Here is a 16,629-nt window from a genome sequence, read left to right on the forward strand (position 1 = left end):
GGTTGTCAAATTATTGATATCAGCAGTCATGAGGGGTTATGCCGCTGCCATATCAAGCGGCACTGAAACCTTCATCGCTGGCGATACTGTCAACAAATTTCACAGTCGCCTGTACCAATGCAGGCTCATCGTCTGTATTTTGAAACACCTTGAATTTTGTTCTCAGAGCCTTTAATGCATCTTCATAGGCGGTTCGATGTTGCCGATGATGAATAGGTGCTTGCAAGAAGACCCCAAACTCATACTTTTCAAGGAGTCTTGGATCAGCTCCTTTCAAGTCACCAAGGGATTGTAGAAGGCGTAAAGATTGAGTCGTTGCAGGGTCAACGTTCTTCAAATCAAAAGAAATAATGTGCGCAAGACTGTCGACGGCATCAATCCTGTGTCTCGCAACATCGAACTTGTTTTCAAAAAACTCTCCTCGGATGACAGCATGCTGTGTGTAAACAGCACCTCTTCGGTCAAGCTCTTTCCCAACTTGAAATTGGATTATTTCCTTAGTTATGCTATTTCTCTTCTGTTTCCCATCATCCACTCGAATGTAAAGTTCAAATAGTTGGTTGAGCTTTTCCCTAAAGCTTTCCCCTTCTGAAACACGTACAGGTTTGCTCTCCGCAATTCGAATAGACCCATACGTTTGATTGAAACGGTCGAGGAAGGTTGGAATAGCTCTCTCGTCGTAGGCCTCTGTCCATAGACGTTGTGGCCCTTTACGGGTAGCCCTATTCAAAGGCTTCAACAACTCTTCAATCTCTTTGACCATCAACCGAACAATCTCAGCATCAATGGCTGGCCACAAAGCCTGCAAAAGAGAATCCATGTAGGGGCGTACCCGAACACCCGCGTAGCCGTGGCTGGGATTTTGGAGAGCAATACCAATATTCACTCGTTCATCCCTGAGTTCGTTAGGGACGTACTGGATGATGCGCATGTATGTCCGTTCGCCCCAAAGAGCAGGTAAGCCCTCCACGGCGATGACTTCGCGCGGCTGGATAAGAGAAGTGGTTGGGGGTACATGCGTCATACTTTCACCAGAGCGTGGGCGTGAACAGAAGAATAGTGGCTAGTTATGATTCTAGCGTACCTGGCGATTCTCGCCGTGAGGGCACTCACAAGCTGGGCTAATTCATGGGTGTTGGTAAAACCCAACCATGAAGCGGGAACCTCTTGAACAATTGAGTTTACATCCCCCACAGTGAGGCGCTGAAGACTACTCAGATGGGCCAGTACCTCGGCTTGATCATAAAAGTTTATCAACGCCAATGTTTTGAAGATCCCAAAGACCTCATCAGGCCAAGCGCCAATGCTATTCGGCCAGACAGGTGGGATTTTGTTGTCCCACTTTGCTCCAAAACAATAGCCATGGTCTATCAAGGTCATGAGTATGCCAGTGCCATTTGGATTGGGCCTGAATAGAAGATTTCCGGGATTTTCGTTGGCTATATCCCTCATCGGAATAGATCGATCCCAATTCGCCGTTGCCGAATCCAAGGCAACCGCTTGATTGGCTGTAGAGGGATTAACGCACTTTGCCCTAAGCTCGGCGCGAAGGAGAGGAGAAAAGTAATTTTCTAGTGTTTGTGAGCCAGGATAGTACTTCACAGCAAAGTGTTCTCCCGCTGTAAATGAGCCATGGTTCGCATCTCGAAGCTCGGGGTAGTCGTTGAGAAATTCCTCATCGACTAGCATGATCCCAACCTCACCTACGCTAAAGCCAGCGGCCTCCGCAAGGCGACTGCCTACATAGTCGTTGAACGCAGCTTGGTCACCAGGAATCTCCCCTGGCCCATTTCCCTGCCCACTATTCAACGACTTAACAATCCATCCTTGCGGCAGAGTGGAAGCATCCACAACTAACTGAGCTTTGGAGGAGCCAGGCATTTTCACGCCGTTGTAGATGGACGCGGTCAAAAACCGTCTCGGTGGGATGAGCAGATGTCTTGTCATATGTCTCCTTTTAAACCCTCAGCCCCAGCACACGCCCAACACCGCTCTGCCAGTAGTTCACCCTGTCAACTATCAGTAGACATCGCTAGAGATCCCGGTCATAGGTGCAGGCGTGCAGCAATTCTGATGAGCTTCTCGTCGGGGCCATCAATCACGCATTTGTAGCTTCCAGCGTGAACGACCAGCTTCGAGTTCGGGTAAAAGAAGAAGAGGAGAAAGACGAGGGCGAGGGCAAACGAAGCAAGCCCACCGCTCCTCGGATTGTTGGCAATGGCGTCTGGTAAGACATAGCTGTAGGCGTAGAGGGCAACCAATGAATCAGCTACACCACTCAGACCAAAAGCCACGAAAAAAATGGCAAGGGCCAACAGCCAGTAATTGCGGAAGATTCTGTACTCAACGGCTTCAATAGCCGATTTCTTGATGGTGCACTCGTAGCTCCCGCGCCCAAATGAAATCAGTTCGATGGCGTCTGTGAACGTGAATCCTCTTTGGCCGTTGTAGGACACCTGAGCGATGATGTGTGAATTGCTGGTCATGACATCTCCTTGGGGTGATCCTCTTGGCCTATCACGTCTGATGCCCACGAGCGGGCAAGTTTGCCCAGCTCAGCCCCAGCGCACGTCCCTCGGTCATCGGCTACAACCACCCGATCCGCATGGAAGGGAATCCCGTCACCTGAAAACAGCCCTCAGCGTCTGCAGGTGCCTTGATCATTTGGGCAGGGTGATAGCCCCGAAGAGGGCCGTATGTGATGCTCGCGCGAGCTCTTCACCCTGCCCGGTACTACTCACGCTCAAAGTAACTAGGCCTGGGACTTCAGTACAGGTCCAAAGACTGCTGGTGCTGTTGTTAACCGGCGTAAGACCCCCGAACACCCCTGAGTAAGCGGTGGGGGTGCTGGTCACGGTCAAACTTGTGGCCGTGCGATTGGCAACCATGTAGAGAGGCCAGATCGTTGCCCCGCCCAATGAGGCAGGCCGCAGCGAGGGAGCCACCCGCGCCACTTCATCCAAAGCGGCAGCACAAGTCCCCCTGTAGGCCTGCTGATCGGTATACGTAGGCGTTCCCGTCACAGTGGGGGCGCAGCTGGCAAGGGCCAGCAGAGGCACAATCAGTAGCTTTTTCATAGTTCTCCTCATCCCACCCATTGCACGCTGTACGGCCCCAAGTACACGGCATAGATGCGCCCCAGTGGCCGGATGTCTGCCAGCTGTGTGATCGGCTCCACGTCTTTGTTATCGCTGACCAGCGCAGGGCGCCCGCGTACCGTGTCCCGGCGCTTGGCAATAATCCCGTGCGGCGTCAGAAAGGCACAGGGCCGGTGCGTACTGAACGCATCATTCGGATCCACCAAGACAATGCTGCGGTCTGGAATCGTCGGGGCCATGCTGCCACCAATTACGAAAAATGCTTGAGTTCCAGGTCGCCGCTGGGTAGGAGTGAGGCGCAGGCCACGCCGCCCGGCGAACGTCCACACATCGTCTGTCGTGCCTGCATCCGCTGGGCTGGCATAGATCAGACCGGAAACCTTGAGGGGTCTTTTGTGTGGGGCAGAATTGAAGGGTGTGATTAGAGGCGAGAGAGTCAAGGTGGGCACTTCTCCTTAGTTCAGTTGGTCAGGGCGATAGTCGCTGGCGACTCGAGTAATGCGGCCAAGAACTACCGCGTCGGAAATAGGGATCAATTCACGAGCAAGTGCAGGGTTATCAGCAGTAAAGAAGGCCACGCCACCCAGCACCTCGTAACGGCGCAGGAGCACGCGCCCCTGGTGTTGGATAGCGTAGCCTTGCCTTTCTTCAAGTTGGGTCAAATCGGTGCGAAGAAATACCGCGTCGCCGGGGTGGATACTCCGGCCACCGGGACGTTCCATGTCGGTGTTGTCAGCCAGGACAATGAGCAGCTTCGTTGGGTCTTCGCCTGCGTCCAGTTCGAACCCTTCGTAGCTGTGCAGGGTGGGCGTGGGCTGCGCGATGCTGGAGAGCAGGTAGACGGGCATTTCCTCGTCAGCTGCACCCACTGGGGTGAGCTCAGTAATGCCGAGGTCAACGCCTAGCGCGTGCTGCATATCAATCAATGTCCAGTCGAGCGCGCGTGCTAAGGCAACAACTTTGCCAAAACCAGCATTATTGAGATCAACCTTGCCACGTTCGACATCACTTACCCACGCTTGAGTCATCAGGTCGCCTGTAGCAGCCACGATGTCTTCTTGCCCTTTGCCCAGCTCCAAACGGCGCATTTTCAACCTCAGCGCCCATGAGGGCGGGGCTGTCTTCGTTGGTTTTGCCTTTGGGGTCGCCATATGGGTAAGTGCGTACATACTGAACGTACTACGCTCAATGTACGGATTTAGTTGCAGAACGTCTAAAGACACATCCGTGTAGACAGGTTTTACCGATGTCCGTACATTGACAATGTACGGATAAACTTATATTCTGGCAATATGCGAATGAGCGAAATCAAACGACTACGAGAGGAGCGGGGTTTGTCGCGTGACGAACTGGCCGCAAAATCTGGCGTCTCCTCGTTGACTATTCGTGCTCACGAGCTGGGCAACGTCAATGGCACGGAAACTAAGACTGCAGAGGCCATTGCTTTGGCGCTTAGCGTATCCGTCCAGGCTCTTTTTTTTCCTGTCAATATAAACACATCCATACAAACGGACAAATCCGCATGACTCTCCCCGTCCCACCCACCGTCACCGTTACCCATGACCCGGCACGCAACGCCCTGGTGCGCCGCTTGCTGGCAGGTGCTCTCCCCTGCCCCATGTCCGACAACGCCAACCCCACTCCCACCGCGCCCGCCGAGGCACGTCACGAGCAGCCCGCCCAGAAGACGGGCTGACCTGATTCACAACTTCTAGACCTGCCGACTCCACCCGCCTGAGAAACGAGGAGTCGTAGCAGGAAGCCCAAGTAGCTGGAGGGGTTCTTTTGTATCTTGCCCGCCCGACCGTTAAAGGAACGCAAATTACAGACCACACGGTTCTAACGCTGTGCGGCGCGGTTTGCGTTGTCTCCAGCTCTGTCTGAAACGCCATGAAAACGCCCCCGGAGACAAGGCCGGGGGCAAAGGGAGAAAGGAATGACTAGCCAGAGTGTACCGCAATCCCATCTCCAGAGCCACCTTCTCCTGACGGCCCAAGCCGAGAAGTGCGCCCACTGTGGCCGCCCGCTGATTCGCCCTGGCACAGTCGTGCCCTACCTCGGTGTACTGGGCCCAGAGTGCAAGACCAAATTCACCGCCTTGCTGATGCTGGTGGCTGAAGTGGAATTGCTGCAATTCAATGTTGATGATGAAGGCAGCCAACGTCTGGCACACGGCATTGCGGGTACCCTCACGCGCATCGGCTTTGAAGTCAGGAAGCGAGTTGACGTACGGAAGGGCATTTTGTGGCTGGACGTCAGCAGCCGCAGGGCCACCAAACGCGGGAACGACATGGTGAAGACGTGGGAGCAGGTTCGCGCTGAATTCGAGCAGCGTCTTCAACTCGCGGCGGCTGAGCGTGAACTCCACTCTGGGGCGTCGGCATGAGCTTGCGTTCCCCTCTGATCCAGATGGCCTTCACCGTGGCACTGACTCAGCCCGTGGTGGGCTGGGTTGTGGGCCTGACCGCCCTGGTGAGCACGGTTGTGGCGGTCCTGGCATGACCCGCGCCAACTGCCCCGACTGCGACGGCGTCGGCACGCTCTACGCCGGAGAAGACAACGCTCCCCTCGCCTGCCTCTACTGCAACGGCACCGGACAGGCCACCGTGTACCAAGCGCCCTTCTCCATCCCCGTCTACAGCGCCGCACCTGTCGCCCATGTCGAACACGACCCCAGCAACACCGAGCGCCCCGCCCGTATCTACGTTCCCGGCGCGACGATCAATCTGAATCTGGCTGAACTCAGTGAGCTGATTCACGCCTGCCAGACGCTGCGGGAAAGCTTGAAGGCCGGGGCACTGTGATGCACCGTCGCCGCACTGACGCGCCCTCGCCGTCTGTCGACGAGTTGCGGGGCTACCTGTACGCCGAGCACCGCGACATCCAGAACCGGCACGCCGATTTCATGGGCACGCCTGATGAACCCCAGCGTGAGTTTCTGGCCCGGCAACTCCGAATCTCTAACGAAATGCGCCACAACCTGCTGGTCAGCCTCTCGGAGTGTGCCCAATGAAAAACCTGCTGTTGACACCCGTGTTCGTCTTGCTGGTGCTCGCCTCGGCGGCCAAGAAGCGCCTGAACCGGAAGGCCCGCGCATGATTCGCGCCCTGATCTGCCTTGCCTGCTACATCGGAGCCTACCGCCTGATTCCTAACCTGACGCCCGACGCCAGCAGCGGCGTGCGGCTCCTGTTTGGCCTGCTGACGATCCTGGCGGTGACCTGCTTGGTCAGCCTGATTTTCCAACTCATTGATGATTCGGAGGAACGCGCATGACGGCATCACAGATTCAACCTGCCCAGACCATGCCGCTGGCCCAGTTCACCGACTTCAGCCGCGAGCAATTGGAACTGATCAAAACCCAGATTGCCCCCGGTGCCAGTGACGGCGAGCTGGCCCTGTTTGTGGAGCAATGCAAACGCACGGGCCTCGATCCCTTCAGTCGCCAAATCTACGCCGTCATGCGGGAATCGAACGTCAAGACCGGCAACCAATGGTCGAAGGTCACGAAAATGACCATCCAAGTCGCCATTGACGGCTTCCGGGTGATTGCCGAGCGGCACGGCCAGTATGCGGGCCGGGTGGGGCCGTTCTGGTGTGGCCCGGACGGCAAGTGGGTGGACGTGTGGCTGGACAAGGAACCGCCCGCTGCGGCCAAGGTGGGCGTGTTGCGCCGGGGCTTTGCGGAGCCGCTCTGGGCAGTAGCGCGGTTTGAAGCGTATGCCAGCCGCAACCGGGACGGGGTGCTGATGGGGTTGTGGCTGAAGATGCCGGACGTCATGATCGCCAAGTGCGCGGAAGCACAGGCACTCCGGAGCGCGTTCCCCAATGATCTGTCTGGGCTATACACCGGGGATGAAATGGCGCAGGCGGATAACGCTAGCCCCGCTCCTGCCCCTCAGCCCAGCCGCACCGTAGACGTGACCCGTGAAGTGGCCCAGAGCGCAGGCGTTGAACCCAAGACGCCTGTTCAGGAAACCAAACCCGCACTGGATCCAGTCGCCGCCGAGTGGGAACGGAAGCGCAGCGAGATTCGCCAGATGTGGAAGGCCTGCAAAACCAAAGGTCTGGAAGATGCTCTTTCCCCCTTGGGTCTGCGCTACCCGAACTGGCGCACCGATGACGACCAGGCCGACAGCCTGCGTTTCGACCTGATTCACCTGAGTGAAGGCGGGGAACTGAACGCCGTCTGGTACGGCGAGGAAGCTGCGCTCATGACTGCTGAAGCCATGCTCACCCCAGAGCAGCGGGGGCAATTGCAGGCCGTCGCCAAAGCCAGTGGCGCTGTCAGTAGTGTCGAGCGGTACGCGCTGTGGGGGTACATGTTCAACCACGCCACGCCCATCGCCACCAACAACCTGACTGAAGCGCAGGCCGTGTCGCTGCTGGACAGCTTCAGCGCCATGAACCCCGATGAGCGTGCCCAGTGCCTCACCGAAGCCCGCGCCAAATTCAAGGTGGCTGCGTCGTGATCCCTCTCCTGCTTTGGTCAGGGGTGTGGGGTCTAGCGGTACAGACCTACAACCACCTGCTGCCCAGCCTGGGGCGTGAAGTGCCGCTCAATCGGCTGGACGAAATACCAAGCGTCTCTCAAGACTGTGCCGAACCGTCGGGCTTTTCCTGCCGCCAGGGCTTGATCCAGCGCCGTTGCCAAGGGCTGAGCGTCCAGCGCGATCAAGCCGTGAATCTCCCAGCCTTCGGGCTGTACCCCTGTGGCACGCGCAATGGAGTACCCATCGAACCTGCTGAAATCGACCTCGACCCGGTGGGGAGTTTGAAGCAAGGTGAGACTTTTGCCATCGAAGCCGTCAATGCGGTAGTGGGGCACCGGGATGGTCTGCCCTTTGGGAAACGTTTTGCGGTGGATGGACAGCATACGAGTCACGCTAGCGCCTTCCCCCTGGGTCGAAATGAATGCCTCTCCGTTCTGTTAAGGGGGATGGCATGACTGCCCAGACCTGCGGAACGTGCCGTCACGGCGTCCCGATCCAGCACGGCATGATTCAGTGCCGGCTGGGGTGGGAGGCCCATGACGGCTTCTTGCCCAACGTGCGCGGCACGGGCAAGAACCGCGTCGTCACTCCAATCCACATGGCGCATGGCGAGTTGGAGAAGCCGGAAGCCACGCCCCACTGCAGCTGCGGTTGTACGCCAGACAAATGGTTGCCGGTGAAGGCATGACCACCGAACTGCCCCGCCTCAACTCCGTCGAGTACGGCTACCTGCAAGGCGCAGCAGCTCAGTCCTTCCCTGCCGACCCCGCCGAGTTCCGCGCCCTCTACCAGATCGAAAACTCCCGCGCTCCTGAATTCCGGCTGGAAGGGTTGCAAGCCCTGGATGACGACACCATCCGCAAGCTCTCCGAAGCCCTCAGAACAGCCGTCATTGAAGACCCCAGCCAGATCGGGGAACTGTGGACGGTGGTCTGCAACGCGGGTTACATGACCACACTGGGCGGGCTGCAATGAAGCGCGGCGAAGACACCATGATGCCCAACTGGCTGCTCGATGCCATCGAGAACATGACCCTAGCCAGCGACATCAAGATCGCCTGCTACCTCGGGCGCCGCCGCCTCTATCAAGCCAGTACCTTCAAGCCCTGGCAGATCGCCGGAGAGCTGGGCATTGACCTGCGAACCACCCAACTGAGCCTGAAGCGCTTGGCCGATTCGGGGCACATCCTCAGTGCAGGCGGGGAACACTGCTTGCGCGGCGCTTGCGCGAAGATTGCGCACCCGTTGCACAAATCTACTCGCGTGAAAACTACCCTCAAGGCTGTTCAGCACGAAGAAAACCCTTCCCTGAATAAAGAGAATAAAGGGAATAAAGAGGAAGGAAGGAAAGAAGGGGAAAACGGGGTCATTGTTCACTCACCGGAACCCGCCCAGCCCACCCCTGAACCCCAAGAAGGCGGGGCGTTGCCCTCTCCGGTTCCTGCTCCTGTTCAGGAAAGAATTCAAACAGCGGGGCAAGGCGCGAGGATCGAAACAGCAGCCCCCCATCCCCCCCAGTTCCGCGGCGCCCCCCCTGCCCCCCGCCCCGAGCATCACGGGGATGACCACGCCGCCGTCGTTCTGTTCCGCGACATTGCGGGCGGCAGCTTCGTCATCCGCTACCGCAGCGAGTTGGCCCGTTGGCACCGGGACTACTCCGAGGCGTTCTTGCGGCTGGCCTACGTGCTCGCCCCGACCCTGCCCGGTTCCAAAGGCATGTTCGTGTTTGCCGACCTGCTCGACCGCGATGCCCGCAAGCCCTGGCCGGAAGCCCTCAAGGCCCGCTATGAGCTGGACGTGCAGGCCGCTGCCCCTGCCCAAATCGTTCCCGCTGCCCGCGTCAAAGCAGGCGACCTGCTGCGCTGGCCGGACGGCGTGATCGCCCGTGTGGAGCGCGTTGACCATGCCGACGCCGTGACCGACGCTGAAGATGATGCCCGTGGCTACGTGCCCCTCGCCCTGATCGGCAAAACCGTGGAGGTGCTCCGCGCATGACCACCGTCGATCAACTGGGCGCACGCATCGCTCCCCATGATGACCGCGCGGAGGTGGCCGTGCTGGGCGGCGTGCTGCTGGACAACGAGCAATGGCGGCACGTCAGCGACCTGCCTGCTGAAGCCTTCCAGCGCGAAAGCCACCGGATCATCTGGCTGGCGATGCACGCGCTGATGCAAGCTGGAAAAGGGCTGGATCTGGTGGGCCTCTCTGGCCACCTGGAGCGTCTGCCCGCCCGGATCAGTGGCCGCAACGCTCTGGACGAAGCGGGTGGCCTGACCTACCTGATCGGGTTGGGTGAGAGCGTGCCCTACGCCTACCGCACCGCCGAATATGCCCACACGGTGCGGGATTTGTACGCCCGCCGCTTGCTGCTGACCCACGCGGGACGGGCCAGCGCGATGATTTACGGGGTCGGGATGGATCCCCAGCCCACTGAAACCATCCAAGACTTCCTGGCGAATGTGCCCACGCCTGCCGCCCGCGTCACCAGCAACATCGTCACCGGGGCGGCAGCGGATCAAGGAGCTTTGGAATACGTCCGGCAACTCGCAGCGGGCCACAGTCCCGCCCTGCGCACCGGCTATCCGGATCTGGACAGCGAATTCTGCGGGTTCCACCCTGGCAGCCTGACGGTGCTTGGAGCGCGGCCTTCGATGGGCAAAAGCTCTCTGGCCATCGGCATTGCAGAGCGGGTAGCCCTGAGTGGGCGGTATGTCCAAGTGCTGAGCCTCGAAATGAAGGCCAGCCAGATCGCGGTGCGGCAACTGTCTCACGCGGCCCGTGTGCCCCTCAAGGAAGCATTGAATGGGCAAGCCACCTCTGCCCAGTTGGATCGACTGGAAGCTGCGGCTGAACGCCGTGCGGCCCGCAATCTGCCCGCCTACATGGATCAGCCGGATACCACGCTGCCCGCTGTGGAGCGACTAGCCCGCCACCTCAAAGACGCCGGGCGGCTGGACTTCCTGGTCATTGATTACCTGGGTCTCATCAGCGTGCCGGGGCGGGACGGCGATGAGAACGACACCCAGAAGCTGGGCATCATCTCGCGCGGCCTGAAGACCCTTGCCATCCAGTTGGACATCCCCGTGTTGGTGCTGCACCAACTGAACCGCTCGCTGGAAGCGCGGCAGAACAAGCGGCCTGAAATGGCTGACCTGCGCCAGAGCGGTCGGATTGAAGAGGACGCCGACAACATCCTGTTTGTCTACCGGGATGAGTACTACAACCCCAATACAGCTGATCTGGGCGTGGCCGAAATCATCATCGGCAAGCAGCGCCAGGGGCCGCGCAAGGTGACGGCCAAACTCAAATTCCATGCCGAGAGCGCGACGTTTCAGAGTCTCGCCGCCGAACACGCCCTGCTCTAAACCTTCACAGGAGGAACCACCATGCCCACGAAAAGCTACGGAATCTACAGCACCACGCCCCGCACCATCGCCATCAAAGACGACCGCGATAACGGCTGGGTGGCCGACGTGAAATGGGCTTTCGCTTCCGGCGCACGTCCGGAGCGCAAGTTTGAGCTGGCCGACGTGCCCACCCTGAAGGGCGCAGCGGCAGAGGGCGGGCAGATCAAGTTGGAAGTCACGCCCCGCCTGGACGGTGAGCACCTGCCCAGCGTGTACCTGCCCGTGACGCTGCGCGGCAACATCACGATTGATGACGACGGGGCCGTGACCTGCACCACACGGGTAGCCTTCGACGCCTTGGAGAACGCGGGGCTAAGTGTGGACACGATTCTGAACAGCAGCAACTGCTTGGAATGCCGCGTGTCCGATCAGCCCACTCTGGAAGAAAGCATTCAGAGCGAACTGAAGGCCGAACAGCAGGTGAAAGAGGACGTGGCGGACGTGCTGAAAGACACCAAAGCGTTGTTTGATCAGCCCGAACCCGCTGCCCCGAACATCCCGCTTGGCCCGGATCTGGATGTGGAAGAAGACATGCCGTTCCCCACGGATGGCGGCGACGGCTTCGGCACACAACCCAGCGCCTAAACACACCGGGGCGGGTCATTGCGCCCGCCCTCCTGGAGATTCCCATGCCCAAACCACCCACCCTGACCACACAACAACTGAAGGAACGCGGCTGGACGCCCGCCATGATCCGTGACCTCCTCGGCAAGCATGACCGTGTGCGCCAGAACGAGATGCGCGTCGGCAGTCGGAACCGTCCCGTTGATGCGCCCGTGAAGTTGTATCTGGAAGAGCGCGTTTTGAAGACAGAGAGCACTGGGCAATTCGCCCGTGCCCAAGACGTTGCCCGCATTCGCCAGGACAGCGCTAACCAAGCCGCCGAGACCCGAAAGGCGCAGAACACTGAGGCTGTTCGCGCCTACGTTGACGGGTTCACACCTCAGATCACAGGTCACCCTAACGCGGCCACGATGACCCATGACGAGCTGTGGCGGCACCATCTGGACGCGCTGTTCGACTGGGAGATGAAACATTCACTGCCTCGGGGGCTGAGTAAACAGGAGCGGCGGGATGCAAGCACCGCCATTTACGCCAAGTACCGTGCTGCCGTGTACGCCGCATACGGCTGGGAAGACTTCCTGTGATCAGCACCTTGGAACAGCCTGTGATCCAACTTGCCCCTGAAGAACGGGCTGAGCTTGCCCAGCTGGAAACCGTGGTGCGTCAGGGCTGGCAGGGCTTCGTGACTGTCGGAGAAGCCTTGCTGAGCATTCGTGACCGCCGCCTGTACCGCGAGGCTCACAAGACCTTCGGTGACTACTGTGAGCAGGTCTGGGGCTGGTCTCGCCAGCGGGCGCAGCAACTCATGGACGCGGCAGAAACCAGCCACACTTTGACAACCATTGGTTTACAACCGGAGAACGAACGCCAAGCCCGCGAGTACAAAGATGCGGCCAAAGTGGTGGCCACGCTGGAGCCAGAAATGCAGGTGGCCGTGGCCACGTACCTGAAGGCCGCCATTGGGAACGAACGGCCCACCACCAGCCAGGTCAGGGCAGCGGCAGAAGTGGCCGCCGCCATCGACGCGCACGCTACGGTGGCCCACCCGGACACCGGCACAGAGGTGCCCTTCCACACCCTGACCGGTGAGCAGCGGGCCGTCGCACTGGCTGAGAACGTCACCACCGGAACCTTTGAGCGTCTGAAGCGGCAAGAGAACCACATCCAGACCAGCATTCAGCAGAGCAACAGTACGGGCAAAGGCGGCTGGACAGACTGGTGTGTGAGCTATGCCGAACAGCAGCTCACCGACACCCAAGAGCTTCGGATCGTGGTCAAGAAGGACAGCAGTGGCAATGCTCAGGTGCAGGCGTTAATCGTCGATTCGGAGTCGCACGCCACTGTTGCTTACGGCGATACGGCCCCTTATCTGAAGAAAGCCGTGCTGAATTTGGTGGAAGAGGTCAAGGGGTGAGCTTCGCCGCCTTAGAGGCCCGAACCACGCGGGCCCAGCCACTCAAACCACAGCCAGTTGAGTTGACCACCGACCATAACCAACAGCAGGAGCCAAGGAATGATCCGCAAGAGGGTGTTGCGCTTGCCCGGACGATTCGGCACCAGCGTGCTGGACAAGGCGTACAACAGCACGCCCACACTTTGCAGCACTGCCGCAGTGACCTTTCCCGGAAAGTCTTCCGCCCAAAAAATGCTGAAAAGGCAGCCCAACCCCAAAAAGAGCGATCCCAAAAGACTCAGTCGCAGGAGCTTCGCTGTGTCTACCGAATTGCGGAGGCGCATAGCGCCGTCATATCACTTCTTCAGCGCAGTAGGGCGCAGTTATGACCGGGAATGAAGCGCAAATGACGAGAAGAAATGCTCTCATGCTGCCTGAGGGTCAGGAGAAACAGGTTTGCCTGAAGAGAGGAGAATTAAGGCGACAGCAAGCGGTAGCGGCCCCGTGCCACCCGTTCCAAGTCTGGATATTTGCCTGCACCCTGACCGACCGCGTTTTGGCACATCTCGCTGGCGACATGCCGCCGAATGGTGGTGTCGAGGTGCTGGGTGCCTTTGGCTCGCATGGCAGCCACCACGTCTTGTGCGGAAAACGTTCCGTCTGCTTGTTGTTTGCTCAGCTTGCGAGCCACAGCAAGAATGTCGTCACGGCACGTCATCCCTGCATTCTGCCTCAGCCGGTGAGCCGATGACTGCGCTTGTACATGCGCAAGCATGGCGGGCACGTTTTCCAAGCCTCGCACATGTTGAGCGGTATCTGAGCACCATTGCCGATCCTGAGGTGCGGGCCAACACCCGGCTGAAGTTGGGGCTGGTGGAAGTGGCGCAGCTTGTCCCCCAAACGAGTCCACTTGTGCAGCCGCGCCCAGTGCAGGAAAAACAGCCTGAGTGGACTTCTGAGCCGAAACACGCCGAAATAAGTCCACTCGGAACCCTGACCTTTACCCTGCCTTACCCACCGTCTCTGAACAGCATCTGGCGTTCGATCCTCGTGCGCTGCAAGCCTAAGAATCCGAACGCCATCCCGTACCGCGTGCAAGTGCTGCTGAGCGAGCAGGGGCGCAACTACCGGAAGGCCGTCATCTCGTGCGTGCAGAACTGTGGGCAGCCGAAAACCCCGCCCGGCGCACGGCTCGCCCTACTGCTCATCGTCTCGCCGCCGGATCGACGAGCACGCGACCTCAGCAACATTCCTAAGGCCCTAGAAGATGCCCTAACTCACGCAAAGGTGTGGGCGGATGATTCGCTGATTGATGTGCTGATCGTGCGGCGTGCCCCGGTGCATCCAGGTGGGCGGGTCGTGGTGCAGATCACGCCCTTGACTGAGACACTGTTTGGAGTGGAGTGAAGCTCAGCTTAGGGTTTATCTGTGGGTTTCAAGCGGTACACATTCAGCTCCAGTCGTTCCAAAACCCCTTCATTGGCCAGTTCTCTCAAATAGGCTTGAATCGTGCCCCGTCCCCAAGTGATGCCCCGTTTGTAGAGGGCGTCTTGGAGGTCGCCGACCAAGACCGAGCTATCTGGGCGTTGTCCTTGCAGGTGATGCATGGTGCCCAAGATCAGAACTTTGCTGTGCATCCCACCAGTCTGGAAGGCTGGCCCTCACGTCATTCTGACAAGGGCAAACAGGAACAGCTGTGAGACCCCGTGAGCGCAAGCGGCTCGCCAAAGCCCTGCTGAGGGTGCAGGCGGTACTGGCGGGGTTAGAAGACCCGGTAGAGCGTGCCCGCGTCATAGCGGCCCTGAAACGACGCAAGCAGGGGTATCTGGAAATCAAGGACTGTGAACCGCACTATCTGCGGCAATTGGGTCTGGAAGACGTGCTGTACGGGAGGAACTGAAATGAGTGAACAGGTGTTAGGAACGCGACAAGAGAGCGAACAGTACGGCACCCATGAACAGCAAGCCGAACGCAAAACAACCCCAGATGAAGGCTCGTCGACGCTTGGACGTCGGCGTTCGGTTAGCCTCCAAAGCCGAATTGAGCGCGAAACAAATTACAAACAAGGCCGTAAACAGGTCTCCCCAGGTGATGCCTGGAGGGCCCCCAGGCATCACCGCCTCCACCCAACTCAGCAGCAGAAAGATGGAACTGAGCAGGATCAAGAACTGATTGATCACAGGGGTACCCCACCAATTTCTGGCCTCAGTTTGAAAGTACTGTCGAAGAGCCTGCATCGGCTTCAGCGTATAGGAGTGAGCGGGAGCGGTAGGCCGCACATCCGTCAACAGGTTCACCGATGACCCTCACCCTTCCCCGCCCACAGGAGGCGCACTTGAAGCAACGCCAAGCCAAGCGGCCCATCGGTGTCAGCCGGGGCCGTCAGCAAATCGAGAAACTCACCGCGCAACGCACCGAACGCCGGGACACCCGCCTGTATGCTGAACAGTGGTACAACGCGCTCTACATTTGGGACGTGCGTGTGGTCAAGATTCTCAGCAGCTTCCACTATGAGCCGCATTCTGATCTGGACTTTCTGACTTCAGGTGACGCGCCTGCGCCACTTCGCTACCTGAAAACACCCGTTGGTGAATTTACTGAGGGTGAGGTGGGCAGCATCATTACGGAGATGAGTCTCTCTTGGGTGCCCGAGGCCCGGCAACTCGGCAAGATGCTGGACAAGTTGCGGCGTGAGCAGAGTACGTGCATGGGGAGCTTGTTGCGCGGTGCGTCGTGGTCACAGCACCGCGAACGGGCCTTACGTTATGGCGTGGCTGTCCTGACACTGGCCGTGCGGTTGGGGGATGTGTATGCAGAAGGGCCGCTGCAGCAGGTCAAGCAGGAGCTTTCACAACTTCCACTTGTTAATTCTGTCCAAAGCTGTTAACGTTTTTGTAAGCTCCACGAAAAGACCAATTTAGCCGCCCTAACGGGCGGTTTTTCGTTGAGCCTTACCCCATACCCGCGCCTCAGCCATCCCCTCCGGTGGCGGGCGCAGCATCAGAGGCCTACGCGGAAGCAGGCGAATTCACCCCCGTCGCTGGCACGGTGCAACTCCATGCCCTCCGACCACCACCAGCAATCAAAGGAGCGACCCCATGTCTGACACGAAACATCTGTTCGAGTATCAGCATTCCGTGTTTCGTTTTAAGGTTGTCTTGTGGGGTCGGGGATGAGGAGAACGGTTCCTGCACCAGAACTGCCGGTTTCATTGATGAAAAACGTCCCCGTAGTGGGCGGGCCTATGGGCGTACCGAGTGGAAACGTCATCTCCACCCTGAGATATCGGGTGCCTATTCCGCCGCCCGTTGAACCTGTGACCTCAATATCCAGGGTGTTGTTGGTGACTTCGGCTGACAATAAGGCGTGGCCGGGGCCTACGATCAGCAAGGGATACCAACCAGAATAGGAGCCGTTTCCATCCGCTTTGAGACAGAAATCGACCAGACGTCCGAACTCTGCGCCCCCGGACGTCATGGTGTACTTAGCGGTGTAGCAGCCTGTCAGCGGATCTGGAGCGGCACCCAGCAAGGGCGGTCTGGTAGTAGGTGCTGGGGTGGGGGCCGCAGGCTCTGGTGCTGTTGAGCAGGCAGTAAGCACGGTCAGGGCAAGCAGGGCCAGTCGCTTCATGAAGGAAAGTGTGCGTCCCAGAACCAAACAGCTCTCTGACAGGCAC

At 58.9% G+C, this 16,629-nt stretch carries 28 protein-coding genes; 17 read left to right on the plus strand and 11 right to left on the minus strand.

Going from position 1 to position 16,629, the window contains the following annotated elements:
- Positions 1-52: 52 nt before the first annotated feature.
- The 5 genes from E7T06_RS07070 to E7T06_RS07090 all read right to left on the minus strand — a co-directional run bounded on the left by E7T06_RS07070 (position 53) and on the right by E7T06_RS07090 (position 4,186).
- Complete coding sequence (locus tag E7T06_RS07070) at positions 53-1,024, minus strand: DUF3037 domain-containing protein (protein WP_136365128.1); 972 nt, start codon at positions 1,022-1,024, stop codon at positions 53-55.
- The gene (locus E7T06_RS07075; protein WP_136365129.1) at positions 1,021-1,947 is read right to left on the minus strand and encodes a hypothetical protein; all 927 of its coding nucleotides are present in this window, start codon (positions 1,945-1,947) and stop codon (positions 1,021-1,023) included. Before E7T06_RS07075 ends, E7T06_RS07070 begins: the two co-directional genes overlap by 4 nt.
- A 98-nt stretch (positions 1,948-2,045) precedes the next feature.
- Entirely contained in the window at positions 2,046-2,486 is a 441-nt protein-coding gene (locus tag E7T06_RS07080; RefSeq protein ID WP_136365130.1) for a hypothetical protein, read from the minus strand.
- A gap of 599 nt (positions 2,487-3,085) precedes the next feature.
- Positions 3,086-3,547: a S24 family peptidase gene (locus tag E7T06_RS07085; protein ID WP_136365131.1), complete on the minus strand. Its 462-nt coding sequence runs from the start codon at positions 3,545-3,547 to the stop codon at positions 3,086-3,088.
- A gap of 6 nt (positions 3,548-3,553) precedes the next feature.
- The gene (locus tag E7T06_RS07090; protein WP_136365132.1) at positions 3,554-4,186 is read right to left on the minus strand and encodes a S24 family peptidase; all 633 of its coding nucleotides are present in this window, start codon (positions 4,184-4,186) and stop codon (positions 3,554-3,556) included.
- Between the two features lie 204 nt (positions 4,187-4,390).
- Between E7T06_RS07090 and E7T06_RS07095 the strand changes: the two genes are divergently transcribed.
- From E7T06_RS07095 to bet, 7 genes are all read left to right on the plus strand, one after another.
- A complete protein-coding gene (locus E7T06_RS07095) occupies positions 4,391-4,624 on the plus strand; it encodes a helix-turn-helix transcriptional regulator (RefSeq protein ID WP_136365133.1) in 234 nt (77 codons plus the stop codon).
- Positions 4,621-4,794 carry a hypothetical protein gene (locus E7T06_RS21175; RefSeq protein ID WP_168733422.1) on the plus strand — a complete coding sequence of 58 codons (174 nt, stop codon included), beginning with the start codon at positions 4,621-4,623 and terminating at the stop codon, positions 4,792-4,794. Before E7T06_RS07095 ends, E7T06_RS21175 begins: the two co-directional genes overlap by 4 nt.
- Before the next feature lie 240 nt (positions 4,795-5,034).
- Complete coding sequence (locus tag E7T06_RS07100) at positions 5,035-5,484, plus strand: hypothetical protein (RefSeq protein WP_136365134.1); 450 nt, start codon at positions 5,035-5,037, stop codon at positions 5,482-5,484.
- 112 nt (positions 5,485-5,596) lie between these two features.
- A complete protein-coding gene (locus tag E7T06_RS07105; protein WP_136365135.1) occupies positions 5,597-5,902 on the plus strand; it encodes a hypothetical protein in 306 nt (101 codons plus the stop codon).
- On the plus strand, positions 5,902-6,111 hold the full coding sequence (locus E7T06_RS07110; RefSeq protein ID WP_136365136.1) for a hypothetical protein: 210 nt from the start codon (positions 5,902-5,904) through the stop codon (positions 6,109-6,111). Before E7T06_RS07105 ends, E7T06_RS07110 begins: the two co-directional genes overlap by 1 nt.
- An 82-nt stretch (positions 6,112-6,193) precedes the next feature.
- Complete coding sequence (locus E7T06_RS07115; protein ID WP_136365137.1) at positions 6,194-6,373, plus strand: hypothetical protein; 180 nt, start codon at positions 6,194-6,196, stop codon at positions 6,371-6,373.
- Entirely contained in the window at positions 6,370-7,569 is a 1,200-nt protein-coding gene (gene bet / locus E7T06_RS07120; protein ID WP_136365138.1) for a phage recombination protein Bet, read from the plus strand. The genes E7T06_RS07115 and bet overlap by 4 nt, the downstream gene beginning before the upstream one ends.
- Before the next feature lie 32 nt (positions 7,570-7,601).
- On the opposite strand, the gene E7T06_RS07125 is transcribed toward bet, so the two are convergent.
- Complete coding sequence (locus E7T06_RS07125; RefSeq protein WP_136365139.1) at positions 7,602-7,973, minus strand: hypothetical protein; 372 nt, start codon at positions 7,971-7,973, stop codon at positions 7,602-7,604.
- Between the two features lie 68 nt (positions 7,974-8,041).
- Between E7T06_RS07125 and E7T06_RS07130 the strand changes: the two genes are divergently transcribed.
- From E7T06_RS07130 to E7T06_RS07160, 7 genes are read left to right on the plus strand one after another with little or no spacing between them, the layout of a single operon-like run.
- Positions 8,042-8,278, plus strand: coding sequence for a hypothetical protein (locus E7T06_RS07130; RefSeq protein ID WP_136365140.1), 237 nt, complete (start codon positions 8,042-8,044; stop codon positions 8,276-8,278).
- Complete coding sequence (locus E7T06_RS07135; RefSeq protein WP_136365141.1) at positions 8,275-8,565, plus strand: hypothetical protein; 291 nt, start codon at positions 8,275-8,277, stop codon at positions 8,563-8,565. Before E7T06_RS07130 ends, E7T06_RS07135 begins: the two co-directional genes overlap by 4 nt.
- Complete coding sequence (locus E7T06_RS07140; protein ID WP_136365142.1) at positions 8,562-9,584, plus strand: hypothetical protein; 1,023 nt, start codon at positions 8,562-8,564, stop codon at positions 9,582-9,584. Before E7T06_RS07135 ends, E7T06_RS07140 begins: the two co-directional genes overlap by 4 nt.
- Entirely contained in the window at positions 9,581-10,954 is a 1,374-nt protein-coding gene (locus E7T06_RS07145) for a DnaB-like helicase C-terminal domain-containing protein (RefSeq protein ID WP_136365143.1), read from the plus strand. The genes E7T06_RS07140 and E7T06_RS07145 overlap by 4 nt, the downstream gene beginning before the upstream one ends.
- A gap of 21 nt (positions 10,955-10,975) precedes the next feature.
- Positions 10,976-11,581, plus strand: a complete 606-nt coding sequence (locus E7T06_RS07150; RefSeq protein WP_136365144.1) for a hypothetical protein — start codon at positions 10,976-10,978, stop codon at positions 11,579-11,581.
- A 44-nt stretch (positions 11,582-11,625) separates the two neighbouring features.
- Entirely contained in the window at positions 11,626-12,144 is a 519-nt protein-coding gene (locus tag E7T06_RS07155) for a hypothetical protein (protein WP_136365145.1), read from the plus strand.
- A complete protein-coding gene (locus E7T06_RS07160; RefSeq protein ID WP_136365146.1) occupies positions 12,141-12,974 on the plus strand; it encodes a hypothetical protein in 834 nt (277 codons plus the stop codon). Before E7T06_RS07155 ends, E7T06_RS07160 begins: the two co-directional genes overlap by 4 nt.
- Positions 12,975-12,985: 11 nt before the next feature.
- Here E7T06_RS07160 and E7T06_RS07165 read toward each other — a convergent pair whose 3' ends face one another.
- Both E7T06_RS07165 and E7T06_RS07170 read right to left on the minus strand, forming a co-directional pair.
- Positions 12,986-13,297 (minus strand): hypothetical protein, encoded by a 312-nt coding sequence (locus E7T06_RS07165; protein WP_136365147.1) that lies wholly within the window; start codon positions 13,295-13,297, stop codon positions 12,986-12,988.
- A 131-nt stretch (positions 13,298-13,428) separates the two neighbouring features.
- A complete protein-coding gene (locus tag E7T06_RS07170; RefSeq protein ID WP_136365148.1) occupies positions 13,429-13,671 on the minus strand; it encodes a hypothetical protein in 243 nt (80 codons plus the stop codon).
- A 29-nt stretch (positions 13,672-13,700) separates the two neighbouring features.
- Between E7T06_RS07170 and E7T06_RS07175 the strand changes: the two genes are divergently transcribed.
- A complete protein-coding gene (locus tag E7T06_RS07175; RefSeq protein ID WP_136365149.1) occupies positions 13,701-14,360 on the plus strand; it encodes a RusA family crossover junction endodeoxyribonuclease in 660 nt (219 codons plus the stop codon).
- 8 nt (positions 14,361-14,368) lie between these two features.
- On the opposite strand, the gene E7T06_RS07180 is transcribed toward E7T06_RS07175, so the two are convergent.
- Positions 14,369-14,590 carry a hypothetical protein gene (locus E7T06_RS07180; RefSeq protein ID WP_136365150.1) on the minus strand — a complete coding sequence of 74 codons (222 nt, stop codon included), beginning with the start codon at positions 14,588-14,590 and terminating at the stop codon, positions 14,369-14,371.
- Between the two features lie 59 nt (positions 14,591-14,649).
- Between E7T06_RS07180 and E7T06_RS07185 the strand changes: the two genes are divergently transcribed.
- Entirely contained in the window at positions 14,650-14,853 is a 204-nt protein-coding gene (locus E7T06_RS07185) for a hypothetical protein (RefSeq protein ID WP_136365151.1), read from the plus strand.
- Positions 14,854-14,869: 16 nt separating this feature from the next.
- Here the strand turns inward: E7T06_RS07185 and E7T06_RS07190 are convergent, their stop codons facing one another.
- Positions 14,870-15,250 carry a hypothetical protein gene (locus E7T06_RS07190; RefSeq protein ID WP_136365152.1) on the minus strand — a complete coding sequence of 127 codons (381 nt, stop codon included), beginning with the start codon at positions 15,248-15,250 and terminating at the stop codon, positions 14,870-14,872.
- A 38-nt stretch (positions 15,251-15,288) separates the two neighbouring features.
- Here E7T06_RS07190 and E7T06_RS07195 point away from each other — a divergent pair, with 38 nt between their 5' ends.
- The gene (locus tag E7T06_RS07195; protein WP_136365153.1) at positions 15,289-15,840 is read left to right on the plus strand and encodes a hypothetical protein; all 552 of its coding nucleotides are present in this window, start codon (positions 15,289-15,291) and stop codon (positions 15,838-15,840) included.
- A gap of 260 nt (positions 15,841-16,100) precedes the next feature.
- On the opposite strand, the gene E7T06_RS07200 is transcribed toward E7T06_RS07195, so the two are convergent.
- On the minus strand, positions 16,101-16,583 hold the full coding sequence (locus E7T06_RS07200; RefSeq protein ID WP_136365154.1) for a hypothetical protein: 483 nt from the start codon (positions 16,581-16,583) through the stop codon (positions 16,101-16,103).
- Between the last annotated feature and the right edge of the window lie 46 nt (positions 16,584-16,629).

Source organism: Deinococcus sp. Arct2-2, assembly GCF_004801315.1.
GTDB lineage: Bacteria > Deinococcota > Deinococci > Deinococcales > Deinococcaceae > Deinococcus.